This is a genomic window from Agromyces sp. P2_B3, from assembly GCF_056404815.1.
The window spans coordinates 1-16,946 of sequence record NZ_JBFUDH010000021.1; the positions used below are offsets into that span (position 1 = coordinate 1).

Consider the following 16,946-nt stretch of genomic DNA (forward strand, 5'->3'; position numbering starts at 1 on the left):
CGGTCCGGTCGCCCAGCAGCAGGCGGCTGCCGCGGCCGCGGCACCGCCGCCGGCCGCGCCCGCGGCAGGCGGCTCCGACGTCATCGCCCAGCTGCAGCAGCTCGCGGACCTGAAGGCCCAGGGCATCCTGAGCGACGAGGAGTTCGCGGCGGCGAAGGCCAAGCTGCTCGGCTGATCGGGAGTCCGGCGACCAGGGCCGGCCGTGCATCGGGGGATGCACGGTCGGCCCTTCGTCGCGGCGCAACCCCCTCGTTCCCGTCGGCCGCCGCCGTAGGCTGTGACGATGACGGATGCCGCGCTGATCGGAGCGGTGACGCCGCCTGACCTGCACGTGATGACGTACAACATCCGTCGCCGTCTCCCCCACGTCATGCCGGGCAGCCCTGATCGCTGGAGCACCCGCAGGCCGCTCGTCCGGCGCATCCTCGCCGCCGAGCGACCCACCATCCTCGGCGTGCAGGAAGCCCTGGCTGATCAGGTGGACGACCTCGCCGACGCCCTGGGACCCCGGTACCGGTGGATCGGGTACGGGCGCAATCCGTCGGGCCGCGGCGAGCGCTGTCCGATCTTCTACGACGCCGAACGGCTCGAGCTCACGCAGTGGCGGCAGCTCGCCCTGTCGTCGACACCCGAGGTCGCAGGGTCCCGGTCGTGGGGGAACATCGTCCGCCGCGTCGTCGTGGAGGCCGAGTTCACCGACCGCGCGACGGGCGCGAGGGTGCTCGCCTCCAACACGCATCTCGATCACCTCTCGACCCGCTCGAGGCTCGAGTCCGCGCGGTACCTGGTGGCGAGGGCGGCCGCGGCGAGCGCCGCCGAACCGGATGCCGCGATCGTCGTCACCGGTGACGTCAACGCCGACGTCGACTCGGCGGTCCACCGTCGTCTCACCGAGAGCGGTGTGCTGCGCGACACGTGGCAGGCCGCGGCAGAGCGACTGACCCCGCAGTGGGGAACGTTCTCGAACTACCGACGCCTCCGCCGGGGCGGCAAGCGCATCGACCTCATCCTCGTGGGTCCGGGCGTCGTCGTCGAGCGCACGGGCATCAACGCTGTGCGATTCGACGGCGCCGCGGCATCCGACCACGAACCGGTGCAGGCCGTGATCCGGGCCCCGGCCGCATCGGGCGGGATCGCGAACGCCACGGAGACCGCAGCGGCACCGGAGGAGCGATGATCGCGACCTTCCTCCGCCGGCCCGTCGGCGCCGAAGTCCTGGCCGACGTGCTGCGCCTCGTCGGCGCCGCGAGCATCGTCGTGGCGGGCATCGGCTGGGGCCCGCTCGCCGCGCTGACGGTGTCGCTCGCCGTCTTCGCGTCGCTCTTCCCGCGACTGCTCGGCGTCCGTCCGAGCGTGGACCTCGCCTTCGGTGTGGCGGTGCTCGTCTCCGCGTGGAGCAGCGTGCTCGAGCTCTACCTGTCGGTGCGGTGGTGGGACATCCCGACGCACTTCGCGACCAACGGGCTCGCCGCGGCGCTGCTGTACCTCCTGCTCCAGCGAACGGGGGTGATCGCGGATGCCGGGCGGCTGCGTCATCCGGTCGCCTCGGCGATGCTCCTCACGACCGCACTCGGCCTCTCGTTGGGCGTGCTCTGGGAGGTCGCCGAGTGGTTCGGGCACACGTTCATCGACCCCGTTATCTACGTCGGCTACGCCGACTCGATCGGAGATCTCGTGGTCGGGGGTGCCGGTGCGCTGCTCGCCGGGTGCGGGATGCGGTTCCTCGCCGGCGACTCCCGGTTCGTGGACGAGCACCGGCGCACGGTCGCAGCGCAATGACCGCCGCCGCCGAGACGCCGTCGGGCGTTCCGGTCGCGGCGCCATGAGACTAGGGTGACCCCGAGACCGTCGATGTCGTCGACCTCTGGAAGGGAGCCGGAGATGCCCGCGCAGAACTGGAACGAGCTCTCGAGCGGCCGGAAGACGGGCATGCTCATCGCGGCATCCGTGCAGCTCGCGCTCGCGGCCACCGCGTGGACGGACCTCGCCCGCAGGCCGGCGGCGCTGGTCCGCGGCCCCAAGGCACTGTGGGCCGTGCTCATCGCCGTGAACTTCATCGGTCCGCTGAGCTACTTCGTGGTGGGCCGCCGGCGCTGAACGCGTCGAGGAACCGGTCACGGAAGGCGCTCATCCGCCAGACGGGCCCGTCGGGCGCCGGGAGCATCCCGTCGTGCCAGTGCCATTCCCCGATCGCCTCGAAGACCGCCGCGTCCTTCGAGATGATGCTGATCGGGACGTCATGGCCGGCCCCCTGTCCGCTCACGATCGTCGCCGGCTGGTGGTCGCCGAGCACCACGAGCACGAGGTCCGGGTCGTCGGACTCGTGCAGGAACTCGAACATCGCGCCGAGCGAGTACTCGATCGACTGGGCGTACGCCCGCTGCACCCTCTTCGGGTCCTGCCAGACGCTGGTCGCCGACTCCCCTTGAGCCGGCTGCGGCTCGAACACGGAACCGTCGCCGACCTTCGACCACGGCACGAGCCGAGGGAGCGGTGCCCAGGGCGTGTGCGACGAGACGAGGTCGATCTCCGCCATGACCGGCTGGTGGCCCCCGGCGAGCTCGTGGTCGGCGAAGTACTTCCACGTGTACTGGTCGGGGATCCGCGCGTACCCGAACGACGGCCCCCGATAGCCGACGTTGTTCGCGTCGAGCAGGGTGTCGAAGCGATAGAACGAGGTGCCGAACGACCACGGCTCCGTGTTCGAGGGCACGACGCTGACGGTGCGCCAGCCCGCTCTCCCGAATGCCCGGCTCAGCGTCAGTCGGTCGCTCCGGATGACCGCGCTGTAGAGCGGTTGCCGGTCGATCCACAGCCCCGTCTGGAAGGTGGAGTGCGCAAGCCAGCTGAGGCCCCCGAACGTCGGGGAGGTGAGGAAGGCGCTCCGGGACGTGTAGCCGTCAGCGCGCAGCTGCGCCTCGCCGTCACGGAGCGCCTGGTCCACGCCTCCCGAGAAGCCCGATTCCTGCACCGCCACCTCGCCGTAGCTCTCGATGAAGGCGAAGACGACGTCCTTGCCCTTCAGCGTGGTCAGCAGGTCGGAGCCCGCGGCGTCCCGGTAGGGATCGGTCGCGATCTGCTCCGGAAGGTCGGCCAGGGCGGCGAGACCTGCCGCGGCGCGTGCGGCCGAGGCGGTGATCGCCCGGAAGGAGGCGGCGGCCGCGGCCGGCTGCCCGGCGACCGGCTGCGAGCCCACGAGGGCGGCGATGAGCCACGCTGCGGCGAGCGCCGAGATCACGGCCCCGCCGTGCCCCCGATCCGGACGGATCGCGTGCCCCACGCGAAGCGCGGCCCACGACAGGGCGACGATGAGCCCGAGGGCGACGACGGTGAGCAGTGCGACGAGCGCGTGCGCCGGGGCGGCGCCGATGGAACCCTCGACGACCCCGAACGCGTCGCTCAGCTGCTGCCAGTCGAGCGGATCGAATGGGATGTCGAGCACGGACCGGTAGCCGGCATCGATGCCGGCGAGCACGAGCGCGGCGACGACCGTGACCGCGAAGGCGGCTGCGGCGATGAGGCGCGCCGGGGCCCAGGGAATGAGGAAGAGCAGGAACAGCACGAGGATCGACTCCGCAGGGAGTCCGATGAGCGCCGACGGAGCACCGTCCGCGAGCGCTCCCGGCACGAGCGGCGTCACAACGAGGAGCAGGATCGCGACCACGAGCGAGACCCGGTCGCGCGCTCGGGGCATCCACGCGAGTGAACCCCTGCCCCCGCTGTCTCGTGTCATGGTCAGCGGCTCCGCCGGAGGCCTCGATCGGAAGCGGGTATGAACATGACTGCAAGCAACCGGCCCGTCCTGCGGGTCCTTCGGATCCTCAGCGCGATCGTCCTCGCCGCGATCGGCGGGATCCACCTGTTCCTCGTCTTCGACGGCGTCGGCGGCATCCTCGGCGTGTTCTTCGTCCTGAACGGGATCGCAGGTGTCGTGCTGGCGATCGGGATGCTCGTGCTGCACGGGCGGCTCCTGGGTCTCGCCACCGTCCTCAGCCTGCTCTTCGTCATCGCGAGCCTCGCGGCGCTCCTGCTCGCGCTGACCGTCGGCCTCTTCGGCATCACCGAGTCGTGGGACTTCACCCTCGTACCCCAGACGGTCGTCATCGATGCCATCGGCGTCGTGATCCTCGGCATCGCCACGCCGGTCGTGCTCCGCAGCCAGCGGGTCGAATGACCTCGCGTCGGCTCCCGCGATCGGCCGGGCGCGTCGATCACGTCGCGCCCACCTCGACGCGTGGAGCCCGGCTTCGGAGCGCCAGCCACACCACGTCGCGACCGAACGACTCGAGTAGCAGGACCAGAGCGAGGCCGACGACCACGCCCGCGAGCTCGGGGACCAGGCCGGATGCCGCGAGGGTGAGGGCAATTCCCTGCGCGGCCGTCACCACCTTGCGCCAATAGCGATACGGGAGCCGCTCGCGAAGCCGCGGAAGCACCCATCCCGCGGCGACGAAGACGTAGCGCATCAGGCCGATCGCGAGCACCCAGAGGCCGAGGATCGGTGCCACGTACGCACTCAGCACGAGCAGGAGGAACGCGTCCACCTCCATGTCGAAGCGCGCGCCCAACTCCGTCATGGTCCCGGTCCGTCGGGCGACCCACCCGTCCACCGCGTCGAGGACCAGGGCCGGGACGACCAGCCCCACCAGCAGCGGCACCGGGATCGGAGCGACGAAGGATGCAGCGACCAGCCCGGTGAGGATCGCGACCAGCGTCGACCTCGTCGCCGTGACGGCATTCCCCCAGCCGAGACGGGAGGTGCGCGCGCGTCGCAGCGCACCGAGCAGGAGGGCGTTGCTCACCACGAGATAGGCGAGCGCGGCCATCCAGCCGATCGGCGGCAGCCCGTCGGCGGTCCAGATCGCCAGCACGCCCGCACCGCCGAGTCCGGCAAACCCGATCGGTGCGAGGTGAACCTCCTTGATCGCCATCACGTGTCCTTGTCAGGGAGCATCTCACGGAGCATATTCATTCATGTACACGTCTGGCATCCCCGGAAGGTTCACCGAAGGAGGCATACCGTTGCTCGAGGCCGTGGCGTTCTGGATCGACCGGCCCGGCGTCGGGGTCATGCGACGAGCGTCGATCGGCCCGGTCGGCGAGGGCGACGTGCTCGTCCGCACGAGCCGCACGGGCATCAGCCGTGGCACTGAGACCTCGGTCTTCCTCGGTCGGGTGCCGACCAGCGAGCACGAGCGGATGCGCGCGCCGTTCCAGGAGGGCGGGTTTCCGGGCCCGGTGAAGTACGGCTACCTCAACGTCGGCGTGGTCGAGCAGGGGCCCGATGAGCTCCGGGGCCGCACGGTCTTCACCCTGTTCCCCCACCAGTCCCGGTTCGCGGTTCCGGCTGAGGCCGTGATCCCCGTCCCGGGCGGCGTGCCCGCTCGGCGTGCAGTGCTCGCAGGAGCGGTCGAGACGGCGGTGAACGTGCTGTGGGATGCCGCCCCCTTGATCGGCGACCGGGTGACGATCGTGGGCGCCGGCATGATCGGATGCAGCATCGCGCGGCTGGCCCGCGGCATCCCGGGTCTCGACGTGGTGCTCGTCGACGTCGACCCGTCGCGTCGCACCGTCGCCGACCGACTCGGCGTGCGATTCGCCGAACCGGGCGACGCGCCGGGCGACCGCGATCTCGTCATCAACACGAGCGGGTCGGAGGCCGGGCTGCAGCTCGCGCTCGCATCCGTCGTGACGGATGGGGAGGTGATCGAGGCCAGCTGGTACGGCGACCGGCCGGTCACGCTCGCACTGGGTGCCGACTTCCACTCGCGCCGCCTGTCCATCCGGTCGAGCCAGGTGGGGGCCGTCGCCCGTCGTCGCCGCGGCACGCGCACGACGCGCGACCGGCTGACGCTCGCGCTCGACCTCCTGCGGGATCCCGCGTTCGACGCGCTGCTCACGGGCGACTCCCCTTGGACCGACCTCCCCGCCGTGATGGAGGGGCTCGCGACGGGGCAGGGCGCGGAGCTCTGCCACACGATCGATTGGACGGACGCCGAATGACCTTCACCCTGACCGTTCGCGACCACATGATGGTCGCCCACAGCTTCTCGGGAGCAACGTTCGGGCCGGCGCAGCGCCTGCACGGCGCGACCTTCGTCGTCGACGCGTCCTTCCGCGCGAGCGACCTCGACGCGGACGGCGTGGTCGTCGACATCGGACGGGCGGCCGAGGCGCTCAGCGAGATCACGGGCTCGCTGACCTATCGCAACCTCGACGACGAGCCCGAGTTCGCCGGCATGAACACCACGACCGAACGCCTCTGCCAGGTGATCGCCGACCGCATCGCCGAGCGCATCGCCGACGGACGACTCGGGTCTGCCGATGGGCGGCTGTCGTCCATCGAGGTGACGCTGCACGAGTCCCACATCGCCTGGGCGACGTACGAGCGGACGTTGTGAGACGAATGCCAGACGCAGCCGTGCAGTTCCTGGTGCCCGACGGCATCGAGGATGACGAGCGCGTCACCGGCGGCAACGTCTACGACCGGCGCATCGGCGAGGCCCTCCGGGCGCAGGGCGTCGACATCCGGATGGTGCGTGTCGCAGCAGACGGCGGTCACGAGGTCGCGAGCGCGCTGTCCGCGCTCCACCGCGACGACGTCGTGCTGATCGACGGATTGCTCGCGGTCGCGGCCTCGCGAGTGCTCGAGGCGCAGTCGACGCGGCTTCGGATCGTCGTGCTGGCGCACATGGTCGCAAGCGCCCTGCCCCGCATCCAGGACCGGGCGTCGACGGCCGAACGGGAGCGCGTGGCACTGAACGCCGCGCGGCGGGTCATCGCGACCAGTGAGTGGACCCGCTCCGAACTCGTCGCCCGTGCGCTCGCGGAACCCGATCGCATCGTCGTCGCCCGTCCGGGCACGGACGCCGCACCGACGGCGACCGGATCCGCATCCGGGGGCCACCTGCTCTGCGTCGGCGCGGTCGCGTTCCACAAGGGGCAGGACGTGCTGGTCAACGCGCTTGCGGGAATGGACGACCTGCCCGGATGGAGCTGTTCGATCGTGGGCTCACTGGACGCCGACCCGGAGTTCGCGACCCGGACCGCTGCCGCCATCCGATCGGCTGGGCTCACGGAGCGCATCGAGCTGCCGGGCGTGCTCACCGGTCGCCGGCTCGCCGAGGCGTACCAGGCGGCCGACCTCGTCGTGGTGCCGTCGCGCGCCGAGAGCTACGGCATGGTGGCCGCGGAGGCGGTCGCCCGCGGCATCCCGGTTGTGGCGGCACGCGTCGGCGGGGTGCCGGAGGCGGTCGTCGGGAGCACGGCCGCCGTCCTGATCCCTCCCGACGACCCGGTGGCGTTGCGTGCGGTGCTCCGGCAGTGGTGGGCGGAACCTCCTCGGCGTGCGGTGCTCAAGGCCGAAGCGGTGCGGTCCCGTACCGGGAGGCGAACCTGGGCCGAGTCCGCTCGGATCGCCGGGACGGTCCTGCGACGAACCCGCCCTGCCGCGGGCGGCGTCGAGTCCGAGCGGCGGCGCGCCGGATGAGCGAGGTCATCGAGGTGAGCAGCGATTGGCTCGCGCTCCGCGAACCCGAGGACGCACGCGCGCGGTCCCGCGGCCTCGCGCTCGAAGCAGCCCGACTTCTCGCGCCGGGTCCCATCGTGATCCACGACCTGGGAAGCGGGACCGGCTCGATGATGCGATGGCTCGCGCCGCAGCTGCCCGGCCCGCAGACCTGGGTCCTGCACGACTGGAACGCGACCCTCCTCGAGCGAGCGGTGCGCGCGGGCGCGACCGATCGTGAAGGACGACCGGTCGCGATCCGCACGCGGAGCGGCGAACTCGCCCACTTCGGGTCCGATCACCTCGGCGGCGCCGCGCTGGTGACCGCTTCGGCATTGCTCGACGTGCTGACGTCGAGGGAGGTCGGCGCCGTCACCGACGCGTGCGTCGCCGTCGGATGCCCCGTGCTGCTGAGCCTCAGCGTGACCGGGCAGGTCCGCCTCGACCCCGGGGATCCTCGCGACGACGCGTTCGAGGCCGCGTTCAACGCGCACCAGCGACGTCGCGCGGGGGCGCGGCGCCTCGTCGGGCCCACTGGCGTCGCGCTCGCGCGACGCCGGTTCCTCGAGGCCGGCTGGAACGTTCGAACCGCCGCCACCCCCTGGCGGCTCGGCGACCACGAGCGACCGCTCCTCGACGAGTGGTTCGCCGGATGGTGCGATGCCGCCCTCGAGGAGCGGGCCGACCTCCGAGCGGACGGCGCGGCGTACCGCACCCTTCGTTCGTCGCAATCGCGACGCGGTGCACTCTCAGCCGAGGTCGCGCACGCCGATCTCCTGGCGTGGCCGTGATGTCCGCGGTGAGGATCGCATCGGCCGCGACGGGAATCGGGTCACGGCTCCGCGCAGCCTGGGCGTCGCGACGGTTCCGACTCGCGGTACGTGTGCTGGTGGGGGTCGGCGTGCTCATGGCGGTGGTCGCCCAGGTGGGCACGGGGCCGTTCCTGCACGGGCTGCTCAGCGTCGACCTGCGCGTCATCGTCGCCGCGCTCGCGCTCTCCGCCACGGCGACCGCCGCCGCAGCCTGGCGCTGGAGCATCATCGCGAAGCGACTCGGGGTGGGCCTCCCCTACCCACGCGCCGTCGGCATGTACTACCGGTCGCAGCTGCTCAACACGGTGCTTCCCGGTGGCGTGGTGGGCGACGTGCAGCGTGCCCTCACGCAGGGCCGCGACGCCGGCGACGTCGGGCAGGGCGCTCGGGCCGTCGTCATCGAGCGCACCGTCGGGCAGGTCGTGCAGGTCGCGCTCGCGGTGGTCGTCATCGCGTGCTTCGCCGCCGAGTTCCAGGGCTACCTGCTCGCGACGACCGGCCTCGTCGTCACCGTGATCGCACTCGCCACGCTCGCGATGACGGCGACGAGCGCCCGGGCGCGCGCCGCGCTGCGACGCGAGCTCGACGAGCTCTCAGCCGGTGTGGGATCCGCCCGAGCGCTCCTGCAGGTCGTCGTCGCATCGATCGTGGTGGTCGCGTGCCACGTCGTGACGTTCGGCGTCGCGGTCGCCGAGGTGGGAGCGAGCGTGCCGCCGATGCGCCTCGCCGCCCTCGCGCTCGTCGTGCTGCTCGCCGGATCCATCCCGCTGAACCTCGGCGGCTGGGGTCCGCGCGAGGGGATCGCCGGCTGGACGTTCGCCGTCGCCGGCCTCGGCGCCTCCGCGGGTGTCGCCGCCGCCACCCTGTTCGGCATCCTGGCGATGATCGCCGTCACCCCCGCACTCGTCGTCGCCGCGACATCCGCCGCCCGACGCGCGCAATCGACCGCACCCGAGCGTACGGTCGTTCTCACCGGCACTGGCCGGAAGGAGGAATCGTGATCGACCGTCCGTACGTGATCCTCAGCGCAGCCATGTCCATCGACGGATACCTCGATACCGCCTCCCCGCCGCGTCTCGCGCTCTCGAACGAGGCGGACTTCGACAGGGTCGACGAGGTGCGCGCGCACTGCGACGCCATCCTCGTCGGAGCACGCACCGTGCGGGCCGACAATCCGAGGTTGCTCGTGCGCAGCGAGGAGCGACGGAGTCGGCGCGAGGCCGAAGGCCGTCCCCCGTCGCCCTGGAAGGTGACCGTCACGGCGACCGGCGACCTCGATCCGGAGTCGAGGTTCTTCACCTTCGGAGACACGGAGAAGCTGGTCTACTGCCCTACGTCCGCGACCCGCGACATCCAGGAACGGCTCGGTGATCGTGCGACCATCGTGGGATTGGCCGACGAGCTCACCGCGGTCGATCTCGTCGGCGAGCTGCACGACCGGGGCGTGCGGACGCTCCTCGTCGAAGGCGGCGGAACCGTGTTCACTCAGTTCCTGGCGTCCGACCTCGTCGATGAACTCCAATTGGCGATCGCCCCGTTCTTCGTCGGCGACCGGCGAGCCCCGCGCTTGATCGGCGACGGCACGTTCCCGTGGAATGCCGACCGTCGCGCACCCCTCGCTGAGAGCCGTCGGGTCGGCGACATGGTGCTCCTGCGGTATGCACTGTCCGAGCGAGGCACGGCACATGGTGGTTCCCTCCCCGGCGGACCGGACTAGCCCGACGCCCATGGCCCAGGCAGCTTCGCCCGTGCGCGCGTGGATCGGCACGATCGTCTTCCTCCTCCTCGCGCCCGGAATCGTCGCCGGCATCATCCCGTGGCTCATCTCCGGCTGGCGTTGGTGCGACTGGGGCACGGCCGCCTGGGTCGTACTGCCGATCGCCTGGATCGCGATCGGCGTCGGAGTGGGCTTCCTCCTGCACGCCTTCGCGCTGTTCGCCCTGCACCGCGGAACGCCCGCTCCGGTCGCTCCGACTGCGACGCTCGTCGTGACCGGGGTCTACCGATACGTGCGCAATCCGATGTACCTGTCGGTGCTCGCGATCATCCTCGGCCAGGCGCTGCTGTTCGGCAGCTGGTGGCTTCTCGTCTACGCCGTCGTCGTGCTCGCCGCGGTGGTGGCGTTCGTGAAGGGCTACGAGGAGCCGACCCTCACCGAGACATACGGCGAGCAGTACGCCGCCTACCGGCGCAACGTCCCGGGCTGGTGGCCGCGGCTCACGCCGTGGCGCGGCTGATCGTCACTGCTGCATCCTCGGATCCTCGGTGGGGTCGGCATACGTGGTGGGGCAGCCCTGTGCGAGCGCCTCCTCGCGCAGCTCGAAGTGCCACGGCTCGTTGTCGTAGATCGGGCAGAGGCCGTACCCGGCGCCGTTCGCCGCCAGCCACGCGTCGGCGTCGGCGTCGCCGATGTCGACCGCGTCTCCCGAGACATGGGCCGACGTGGCGGCCGTCGCGACCCACCTGGCTGCCTCCGCTTCCGAGCCGTACGTGGCGACCGCGTCCTGGAGCAGTTGCTCCTGGTACTCCGGCGAGCGCCAGCCGCTGTTCACCACGAAGCCGATGCCGTCCGTTGCGGCATCCGTCGCCGCGTCGCGCAGCGCAGCGAGCAGATCGGGGTCGAGCTTGCCGACGCCGGGGTACTCGTCGTCGAACACCGTCACGCCGTCGGGCATCGTGCCGTCGGCCTCGGTGAGGTCGCCGATGGTCGCGCCGTCGGGCATGACCGGCGCCGCACCCGCGTCATCGCGCCAACCCTCACCGAATGACGAGGCCGACGACGACGAGGCCGGTGGCACGAGCGTTCCGAGCACCGTCGCGGCGGCGATGACGAGGAGGAGGGCGACGACGACCGCGCCGAACGTGCGGCGGGCGCGGCGTCGACTCGGGGACCGGGACGGGGTGGTTCGACTCATGCTGCGAGCCAACGCGAGGGCGCGTTGCCGGGGCGTATCCGCTTTCGGATACGCCGACGATATGCGTCGGCTCCTAGCATTGCCAGCATGCGCGTGTTGGTGGTCGAGGACGAGCCGTTCATGGCGGAGGCCATCCGGGATGGGCTGCGCCTGGAGGCGATCGCGGCGGACATCGCCGGCGACGGGAACGCCGCGCTCGAGCTGTTGAGCATCAACTCCTACGACCTCGCCGTGCTCGACCGCGACATCCCGGGTCCCTCCGGCGACGAGGTCGCGGCGAGCATCGTCGCCTCGGGCAGCGGGATGCCGATCCTCATGCTCACCGCCGCCGATCGGCTCGACGACAAGGCCTCGGGGTTCGGGCTCGGAGCCGATGACTACCTCACCAAGCCGTTCGAGCTGCAGGAGCTCGTGCTCCGGCTTCGTGCGCTCGACCGGAGGCGGGCGCACAACCGACCGCCGGTGCACGAGATCGCCGGGCTCCGGCTGGATCCCTTCCGCCGCGAGGTCTTCCGTGACGGACGCTACGTCGCGCTGACGAGGAAGCAGTTCGCGGTCCTCGAGGTCCTCGTCGCCGCCGAGGGCGGCGTGGTCAGCGCCGAGGAGCTGCTGGAGCGGGCGTGGGATGCGAACGCCGACCCGTTCACCAACGCCGTGCGCATCACGGTCTCCGCCCTGCGCAAGCGGCTCGGCGAGCCGTGGGTCATCGTCACCGTGCCCGGCGCCGGGTATCGCGTCGAGGCCGAGGCATCCGGCTCGGACGAAGGCGGCGCGCGTGGCTAGGCCGCCGGGAATGAGCGTCCGCCTCAAGCTCACCCTCAGCTACGCGGGCTTCCTGATGGTCGCGAGCTTCCTGCTGCTCGCGGCCGTGTGGCTGTTCCTCCTCCGCTACGTGCCCGCCCGCGCAAGCGAGACCATCGACGGGTTCGTGCCCGGTCGCGACGACCTGGTCCGTGCATTCGGGCCGGTCGTCGCGTGGGTCCTCCTCTTCCTGCTGGCGTTCGGCCTCGTCGGCGGGTGGTTCCTCGCCGGGCGCATGCTCGTGCCACTGGCACGGATCACGGATGCCACGCGGCGGGCCGCGAACGGATCGCTCTCGTACCGCATCGAGCTCGAGGGCCGGAACGACGAGTTCCGCGAGCTGGCGGACAGCTTCGACGCCATGCTCGCCCGGCTCGAGGCGCAGGTCGCGGAGCAGCGGAGGTTCGCCGCCAACGCCTCGCACGAGCTGCGGACCCCGCTCGCCATCACGCAGACGCTGCTCGAGGTCGCGCGCAACGACCCCGACCGTGACCAGGGCGCCCTCATCGAGCGCCTGCGCATCGTCAACGACCGCGCGACCGCGCTCACCGAGGCGCTGCTCCTGCTCAGCCGCGCCGACCAGCGGTCGTTCACCCGCGAGGAGGTCGACCTGTCGCTCCTGGCCGAGGAGGCTGTCGAGACACTCCTCCCCCTCGCCGAGCAACGCGGCGTCGGCCTCGAGACCTCGGGCGAGATCGCGCCCACGTTCGGCTCGCACGCGCTGCTACTGCAGATGACCACGAACCTCGTGCATAACGCCATCGTGCACAACCTGCCCGACCACGGCACCGTGCACGTGAGCACCGCCGTCGATGCGCGCTCCGTCACGCTGACGGTCGAGAACACGGGCGAGCACCTGGCACCGCACCTCGTCTCCACGCTGACCGAGCCGTTCCAGCGGGGCACCGAGCGGCTCCGCGGCGACCATGCCGGGGTCGGCCTCGGCCTCGCGATCGTGGCGAGCATCATCACGGCGCACGACGGACGCCTGACCATCGTCGGTCGTCCCGAGGGCGGGATGCGCGTGACAGTGGCGCTTCCTGCCGCGGCATCGGGCCCGATCCGATGAGCGTCGACGAGCTGCCCCGGTCGTCGCCGGCGGAGGGTGGGAGTGAGGCGACCCGATCGCGCCGTCGCATCCTGCCGGCCCTGTTCGTCGTGTACCTCGTGCTGCTCACGTGGATCGTGATCTGGAAGCTCGAGGTGCCGTTCGTCGGAACGGGCGACCTGCGCCAGCTCAAGCTCGTCCCGTTCGCACCGAGCACGTGCGACGGGGCCAGCTCGCCCTCCGAAGTGGTCGTCAACGTCCTGCTCTTCGTCCCCTTCGGCCTGTACTTCGGCCTCCTCGCGCCGGCGTGGTCCTGGTGGCGAACCACGGCCATCGTCGCGGGTGCGAGCCTTGCGATGGAGGTGCTCCAGTACGTGCTGGCCGTCGGGAGTTCCGACGTCACCGACCTCATCACGAACACCGCCGGCGGGCTGGCCGGACTCGCCGTGCTCGCACTCGCGCGACGCAGGCTCGGCGCACGCACCGGCGTGGTCATGTCGCGGTGCTGCGCCGTGCTGACCGTGCTCGCGCTGCTGGCGGCGGCGATCGTCGTCGTCTCCCCGCTGAGCTTCGCACCGCCGCGCGACGTCCTGGTCGACGGGCCCGCTGCTCCGGGAGCGCCGACGGACATCGACTCCGTCGAGCGCCGTCGGCTGGATCGCGCGACCCACGCGCGGTACTGCCGGGAGAACCCGTTCTGACGTAGCCTGCTCGGGGACCGGTGACGAGGCCGCCGCCGGCGAAGGAGGCCCCCGATGACGAACCTCGTGGAGACGACGACCGGTCGATCCGTCGCGCAGGTGGTGGACGCGCTGCTGGCGGCGCTCGCGCGCCGTGGCATCCACGTGTTCGCCGTCATCGACCACGCCGCGGCCGCTCGGGACGCCGGCCTGGAGCTGTCCGACGAGACCGTGGTCGTCTTCGGCGACCCCACGGTCGGCACCGAAGTGATGCTCGCGGATCCGCGCGCCGGGATCGACCTGCCGTTGCGCATCCTCGCCTGGTCGGACAGCCAGGGCACGCATGTGGCCTATCGCGACATCCGGGATCTCACCGAGACGTTCGACGTGGCCTCGGCGCAGGAGACGATCGGTCGGCTGGGTGGGTTGCTGCCGCAACTCGTCACGGAGATGACGACCGGCGACTGATCCCGCCCCGGCCCGCGCCGTTTCCGTGTTCACTGGCGCTATGGACGGATTGCCCCTCTGGCTGTTGGCCGTGATCTTCGTCGCCGCCGCGGTGGTGGTGTGGGTCGCGGGCATCCAGCTGTCGCGCACGACGGATGTGCTGGACGCGCGGCTGGGCATCGGCAGCGCCCTCGGCGGGCTGATCGTGCTGGCGATCGCGACGAACCTGCCCGAGATCGCGATCACGGTCAGTGCGGCGATGTCCGGGGACATCTCGGTGGCGGTCGGCAACATCCTCGGAGGCATCGCCCTGCAGACGGTCGTGCTCGTCATCCTCGATGTCTTCGGCAGGCGGGCACCGGGCGCCCGCCCGTTGACATACCGCGCCGCCTCGCTGGTGCTGGTCGTCGAGGCCGTGATGGTGGTGGCCATCCTCACGGTCGTGATGGCGGGCACGCAACTGCCGGCCGATGCGCTCTTCGGGCGCCTCACCGCCGATGTGGTGCTGATCGCGGTGCTCTGGGTCGCCGCCCTCGTCCTCGTGCGGCGTGCATCCGTGGCCCTGCCCTGGCAGGCGACCGGAGCGCCGCCGAGGCCGACGCCCGGACCGCGCCGCCGGCGCCGCCGGCCCGAGCCGCCGCACGCGTCGATGAGCACGGCGAAGGCGTGGCTGTTCTTCACGATCGCGGCGCTGGCCACGCTGGGAGCCGGCGTCGCGCTGGAACGCAGCGGGGATGCCGCGGCCGACGTCCTCGGCATGTCGGGCCTGCTCTTCGGTGCCACGTTCCTGGCGCTCGCGACGTCGCTTCCCGAGATCTCCACGGGGCTTCAGGCGGTGAAGCAGGGCGACGACGACCTCGCCGTCAGCGACATCTTCGGCGGCAACGCGTTCCTCCCGGTGCTCTTCCTGGTCGCCACCCTGATCACCGGCAGGGCCGTGCTCCCCGCCGCCGGAGCGGCCGACATCTACCTCACCGCGCTCGGAGCACTCCTCACGCTGGTCTACGTGGTCGGCCTCATCTTCCGCCCGACGCGACGCGTGCTCGGAATGGGCGTCGATTCGCTGGTGGTGCTGGTGCTCTACGTCATCGGCATCGTGGGCCTGTTCGCCATCGGCGGCGGCTGAGGGCGGGGGTGGAGCATTCGATCAGCCCGCGGATGACAGACTGTTCGGGTCCGTGCAACGACTCAGGGGAGATCATGACCGACAATCGACCAGACCTCAGCGGCGACTGGGACCTGGACCCCGCCCACACTCGCATCGGCTTCTCGGCCAAACACGCCATGGTGGCCAACGTCCGCGGTGCCTTCAACGACGTCACCGGCAGCCTGCACGTCGATTTCGACGACACGACCAAGTCGACCGCCGAGATCGTGCTCAAGGTCGCCAGTGTGGACACCCGCAACACGCAACGCGACGACCACTTGCGCAGCGCCGACTTCTTCAACGCGGAGAAGTGGCCCGACGTCGTGTTCACGAGCAGCAGGATCGAGGAAGTGGGCGACAACGCCCTCGTCGTCTCGGGCGACCTGACGATTCGCGACGTCACGAAACCGATCACCATCCCGATCGAGTTCACCGGCGTGGAGACTGACGCCTTCGGAGCGCTGCGTGCCGGATTCGAGGGCACGCGGCGCATCGACCGCCGGGAGTACGGCCTGGAGTGGAACATGCCGCTCGACTCAGGCGGCTGGCTCGTCTCGGAGAAGATCACGCTCGAGTTCGAGATCTCGGCGATCAAGCGCGAGGGCGACGCGCAACAGGCCGCCTGAGGTGGGGGCCTGAGCTCGCACACGAATCGCCCCGTCTCCATCGGCCGGAGACGGGGCGTTCTCTCGTCATGGCGGACTCGCGACGTTTCGGTGCAGATGTCTCCACACCTTGACGCCTGCCCCTCAGCAACGGCGCTTCCGGCATGAAGAAAGCCCCGGCGGATCTTCCGATCTACCGGGGCTTCTCTGGTCGGGCTGACAGGATTTGAACCTGCGACCCCTTGACCCCCAGTCAAGTGCGCTACCAAGCTGCGCCACAGCCCGATGCCGACCGCATTCACGGAAGACAACTTGACCATCATAGCGGCATCCGAAGGGGTGCTCGTGCACACGGGGCGAGTCCACGCCGCACACGGCCGCGGGATTCGCACGGCGGATGCATGGCGCGGACATAGCCCACGCAGAGGTGCCAGGCCTAGCTTCGTGGGGACCGATCACGGTCGCACATCGACACGAGCAGCGAGCGGATGCCGCGAGCCGCCGCCGAACGAGGAGGACCCTTGCCCACCACGAACCGCCGCCCCGCGCTCAACCTTCCGCTCCTCGGCCTCTGGGTCGCCGCCGTCGTCGTCGGGGGTGCGGGAACCTGGATGGTCCTGAGCGGCAACGCCGGACAGGCCGACTTCTACAACCAGGGCGGCTCGGACCCCGCCGAGTTGCTCGGCCTGCAGTCGAGGGCCACGATCGGCGGGTTGCTCATCGCCGCGGGCGTCCTGGGTCTCCTCCTCGCGCTCGCGACCCACGCGCGCACTCGAGCGGCCCTGACGGCGAACCAGTCGTCCGCGACACCGGTGGACGCGACATCCGACGTGCTCGGCGACGTCGACGACCTCGACGAGGAGGACGCCGAGCGCGCCCCGGCAGGCGCCGACGCGGGGGTGGTGCAGGCGCCCGACGAGCTGACCGGCCAGCCCGCAGCCGAGCACGACGCCGAGCGCGACGCCGAGCCCGCCCGCGCGTGAC

22 protein-coding genes and 1 tRNA gene are annotated in these 16,946 nt (G+C 71.2%); 19 read left to right on the forward strand and 4 right to left on the reverse strand.

All coding sequences use genetic code 11. The features are described from left to right. The first annotated feature begins 91 nt into the window (after positions 1-91). The 4 genes from AC1DZA_RS18400 to AC1DZA_RS18415 all read left to right on the forward strand — a co-directional run bounded on the left by AC1DZA_RS18400 (position 92) and on the right by AC1DZA_RS18415 (position 2,097). Complete coding sequence (locus tag AC1DZA_RS18400; protein WP_476763995.1) at positions 92-175, forward strand: SHOCT domain-containing protein; 84 nt, start codon at positions 92-94, stop codon at positions 173-175. Positions 176-283: 108 nt separating this feature from the next. After that, on the forward strand, positions 284-1,177 hold the full coding sequence (locus tag AC1DZA_RS18405) for an endonuclease/exonuclease/phosphatase family protein (protein ID WP_476773832.1): 894 nt from the start codon (positions 284-286) through the stop codon (positions 1,175-1,177). Further along, positions 1,174-1,779 carry a DUF2238 domain-containing protein gene (locus tag AC1DZA_RS18410; RefSeq protein ID WP_476773833.1) on the forward strand — a complete coding sequence of 202 codons (606 nt, stop codon included), beginning with the start codon at positions 1,174-1,176 and terminating at the stop codon, positions 1,777-1,779. Before AC1DZA_RS18405 ends, AC1DZA_RS18410 begins: the two co-directional genes overlap by 4 nt. A 102-nt stretch (positions 1,780-1,881) precedes the next feature. Beyond that, positions 1,882-2,097 carry a PLDc N-terminal domain-containing protein gene (locus AC1DZA_RS18415; RefSeq protein ID WP_159601798.1) on the forward strand — a complete coding sequence of 72 codons (216 nt, stop codon included), beginning with the start codon at positions 1,882-1,884 and terminating at the stop codon, positions 2,095-2,097. Here AC1DZA_RS18415 and AC1DZA_RS18420 read toward each other — a convergent pair. After that, on the reverse strand, positions 2,054-3,694 hold the full coding sequence (locus tag AC1DZA_RS18420) for an alkaline phosphatase family protein (protein ID WP_476773834.1): 1,641 nt from the start codon (positions 3,692-3,694) through the stop codon (positions 2,054-2,056). The two genes, AC1DZA_RS18415 and AC1DZA_RS18420, sit on opposite strands and share 44 nt — an antisense overlap. A gap of 84 nt (positions 3,695-3,778) precedes the next feature. Here AC1DZA_RS18420 and AC1DZA_RS18425 point away from each other — a divergent pair, with 84 nt between their 5' ends. Continuing rightward, positions 3,779-4,174, forward strand: coding sequence for a hypothetical protein (locus AC1DZA_RS18425; protein WP_476773835.1), 396 nt, complete (start codon positions 3,779-3,781; stop codon positions 4,172-4,174). A 37-nt stretch (positions 4,175-4,211) separates the two neighbouring features. Here AC1DZA_RS18425 and AC1DZA_RS18430 read toward each other — a convergent pair whose 3' ends face one another. Continuing rightward, positions 4,212-4,931, reverse strand: coding sequence for a CDP-alcohol phosphatidyltransferase family protein (locus tag AC1DZA_RS18430; protein ID WP_476773836.1), 720 nt, complete (start codon positions 4,929-4,931; stop codon positions 4,212-4,214). A gap of 91 nt (positions 4,932-5,022) precedes the next feature. Here AC1DZA_RS18430 and AC1DZA_RS18435 point away from each other — a divergent pair, with 91 nt between their 5' ends. The 7 genes from AC1DZA_RS18435 to AC1DZA_RS18465 are packed head-to-tail and all read left to right on the forward strand — an operon-like array spanning position 5,023 to position 10,556. Then, a complete protein-coding gene (locus AC1DZA_RS18435; RefSeq protein ID WP_476773837.1) occupies positions 5,023-6,003 on the forward strand; it encodes a zinc-dependent alcohol dehydrogenase in 981 nt (326 codons plus the stop codon). Beyond that, the gene (locus AC1DZA_RS18440) at positions 6,000-6,401 is read left to right on the forward strand and encodes a 6-pyruvoyl trahydropterin synthase family protein (protein WP_476773838.1); all 402 of its coding nucleotides are present in this window, start codon (positions 6,000-6,002) and stop codon (positions 6,399-6,401) included. The genes AC1DZA_RS18435 and AC1DZA_RS18440 overlap by 4 nt, the downstream gene beginning before the upstream one ends. A 5-nt stretch (positions 6,402-6,406) precedes the next feature. Further along, positions 6,407-7,489 carry a glycosyltransferase family 4 protein gene (locus tag AC1DZA_RS18445; protein WP_476773839.1) on the forward strand — a complete coding sequence of 361 codons (1,083 nt, stop codon included), beginning with the start codon at positions 6,407-6,409 and terminating at the stop codon, positions 7,487-7,489. Further along, entirely contained in the window at positions 7,486-8,298 is an 813-nt protein-coding gene (locus AC1DZA_RS18450; RefSeq protein ID WP_476773840.1) for an SAM-dependent methyltransferase, read from the forward strand. The genes AC1DZA_RS18445 and AC1DZA_RS18450 overlap by 4 nt, the downstream gene beginning before the upstream one ends. Further along, positions 8,298-9,320: a lysylphosphatidylglycerol synthase transmembrane domain-containing protein gene (locus tag AC1DZA_RS18455; RefSeq protein WP_476773841.1), complete on the forward strand. Its 1,023-nt coding sequence runs from the start codon at positions 8,298-8,300 to the stop codon at positions 9,318-9,320. The genes AC1DZA_RS18450 and AC1DZA_RS18455 overlap by 1 nt, the downstream gene beginning before the upstream one ends. Then, positions 9,317-10,036 (forward strand): RibD family protein, encoded by a 720-nt coding sequence (locus AC1DZA_RS18460; protein ID WP_476773842.1) that lies wholly within the window; start codon positions 9,317-9,319, stop codon positions 10,034-10,036. Before AC1DZA_RS18455 ends, AC1DZA_RS18460 begins: the two co-directional genes overlap by 4 nt. Before the next feature lie 10 nt (positions 10,037-10,046). Then, positions 10,047-10,556 carry a methyltransferase family protein gene (locus tag AC1DZA_RS18465; protein WP_476762724.1) on the forward strand — a complete coding sequence of 170 codons (510 nt, stop codon included), beginning with the start codon at positions 10,047-10,049 and terminating at the stop codon, positions 10,554-10,556. A 3-nt stretch (positions 10,557-10,559) separates the two neighbouring features. Here AC1DZA_RS18465 and AC1DZA_RS18470 read toward each other — a convergent pair whose 3' ends face one another. After that, a complete protein-coding gene (locus tag AC1DZA_RS18470) occupies positions 10,560-11,234 on the reverse strand; it encodes a M15 family metallopeptidase (RefSeq protein WP_476762723.1) in 675 nt (224 codons plus the stop codon). An 87-nt stretch (positions 11,235-11,321) separates the two neighbouring features. Between AC1DZA_RS18470 and AC1DZA_RS18475 the strand changes: the two genes are divergently transcribed. From AC1DZA_RS18475 to AC1DZA_RS18500, 6 genes are all read left to right on the forward strand, one after another. Continuing rightward, a complete protein-coding gene (locus AC1DZA_RS18475) occupies positions 11,322-12,017 on the forward strand; it encodes a response regulator transcription factor (protein WP_476773843.1) in 696 nt (231 codons plus the stop codon). A 10-nt stretch (positions 12,018-12,027) separates the two neighbouring features. Then, a complete protein-coding gene (locus tag AC1DZA_RS18480; protein WP_476773844.1) occupies positions 12,028-13,104 on the forward strand; it encodes a sensor histidine kinase in 1,077 nt (358 codons plus the stop codon). Further along, entirely contained in the window at positions 13,101-13,784 is a 684-nt protein-coding gene (locus AC1DZA_RS18485) for a VanZ family protein (RefSeq protein WP_476773845.1), read from the forward strand. Before AC1DZA_RS18480 ends, AC1DZA_RS18485 begins: the two co-directional genes overlap by 4 nt. Before the next feature lie 54 nt (positions 13,785-13,838). Then, positions 13,839-14,231, forward strand: a complete 393-nt coding sequence (locus AC1DZA_RS18490) for a DUF302 domain-containing protein (protein ID WP_476762719.1) — start codon at positions 13,839-13,841, stop codon at positions 14,229-14,231. A gap of 40 nt (positions 14,232-14,271) precedes the next feature. Next, the gene (locus AC1DZA_RS18495) at positions 14,272-15,336 is read left to right on the forward strand and encodes a sodium:calcium antiporter (protein WP_476773846.1); all 1,065 of its coding nucleotides are present in this window, start codon (positions 14,272-14,274) and stop codon (positions 15,334-15,336) included. Positions 15,337-15,410: 74 nt separating this feature from the next. Next, positions 15,411-15,983: a YceI family protein gene (locus AC1DZA_RS18500; RefSeq protein ID WP_476773847.1), complete on the forward strand. Its 573-nt coding sequence runs from the start codon at positions 15,411-15,413 to the stop codon at positions 15,981-15,983. 187 nt (positions 15,984-16,170) lie between these two features. On the opposite strand, the gene AC1DZA_RS18505 is transcribed toward AC1DZA_RS18500, so the two are convergent. Further along, positions 16,171-16,247: transfer RNA gene (locus AC1DZA_RS18505), tRNA-Pro, on the reverse strand. Between the two features lie 236 nt (positions 16,248-16,483). Here AC1DZA_RS18505 and AC1DZA_RS18510 point away from each other — a divergent pair. Continuing rightward, positions 16,484-16,945, forward strand: a complete 462-nt coding sequence (locus AC1DZA_RS18510) for a hypothetical protein (protein WP_476773848.1) — start codon at positions 16,484-16,486, stop codon at positions 16,943-16,945. Position 16,946 lies beyond the last annotated feature (1 nt).

Coding starts and splice junctions, on each gene's coding strand:
- AC1DZA_RS18405 (WP_476773832.1), top strand. CDS start 284: ATGACGGATGCCGCGCTGATCGGAGCGGTGACGCCGCCTGACCTGCAC.
- AC1DZA_RS18500 (WP_476773847.1), top strand. CDS start 15,411: ATGACCGACAATCGACCAGACCTCAGCGGCGACTGGGACCTGGACCCC.
- AC1DZA_RS18410 (WP_476773833.1), top strand. CDS start 1,174: ATGATCGCGACCTTCCTCCGCCGGCCCGTCGGCGCCGAAGTCCTGGCC.
- AC1DZA_RS18465 (WP_476762724.1), top strand. CDS start 10,047: ATGGCCCAGGCAGCTTCGCCCGTGCGCGCGTGGATCGGCACGATCGTC.
- AC1DZA_RS18415 (WP_159601798.1), top strand. CDS start 1,882: ATGCCCGCGCAGAACTGGAACGAGCTCTCGAGCGGCCGGAAGACGGGC.
- AC1DZA_RS18440 (WP_476773838.1), top strand. CDS start 6,000: ATGACCTTCACCCTGACCGTTCGCGACCACATGATGGTCGCCCACAGC.
- AC1DZA_RS18475 (WP_476773843.1), top strand. CDS start 11,322: ATGCGCGTGTTGGTGGTCGAGGACGAGCCGTTCATGGCGGAGGCCATC.
- AC1DZA_RS18420 (WP_476773834.1), bottom strand. CDS start 3,694: ATGCCCCGAGCGCGCGACCGGGTCTCGCTCGTGGTCGCGATCCTGCTC.
- AC1DZA_RS18480 (WP_476773844.1), top strand. CDS start 12,028: ATGAGCGTCCGCCTCAAGCTCACCCTCAGCTACGCGGGCTTCCTGATG.
- AC1DZA_RS18470 (WP_476762723.1), bottom strand. CDS start 11,234: ATGAGTCGAACCACCCCGTCCCGGTCCCCGAGTCGACGCCGCGCCCGC.
- AC1DZA_RS18445 (WP_476773839.1), top strand. CDS start 6,407: ATGCCAGACGCAGCCGTGCAGTTCCTGGTGCCCGACGGCATCGAGGAT.
- AC1DZA_RS18490 (WP_476762719.1), top strand. CDS start 13,839: ATGACGAACCTCGTGGAGACGACGACCGGTCGATCCGTCGCGCAGGTG.
- AC1DZA_RS18495 (WP_476773846.1), top strand. CDS start 14,272: ATGGACGGATTGCCCCTCTGGCTGTTGGCCGTGATCTTCGTCGCCGCC.
- AC1DZA_RS18425 (WP_476773835.1), top strand. CDS start 3,779: ATGACTGCAAGCAACCGGCCCGTCCTGCGGGTCCTTCGGATCCTCAGC.
- AC1DZA_RS18485 (WP_476773845.1), top strand. CDS start 13,101: ATGAGCGTCGACGAGCTGCCCCGGTCGTCGCCGGCGGAGGGTGGGAGT.
- AC1DZA_RS18450 (WP_476773840.1), top strand. CDS start 7,486: ATGAGCGAGGTCATCGAGGTGAGCAGCGATTGGCTCGCGCTCCGCGAA.
- AC1DZA_RS18455 (WP_476773841.1), top strand. CDS start 8,298: ATGTCCGCGGTGAGGATCGCATCGGCCGCGACGGGAATCGGGTCACGG.
- AC1DZA_RS18430 (WP_476773836.1), bottom strand. CDS start 4,931: ATGGCGATCAAGGAGGTTCACCTCGCACCGATCGGGTTTGCCGGACTC.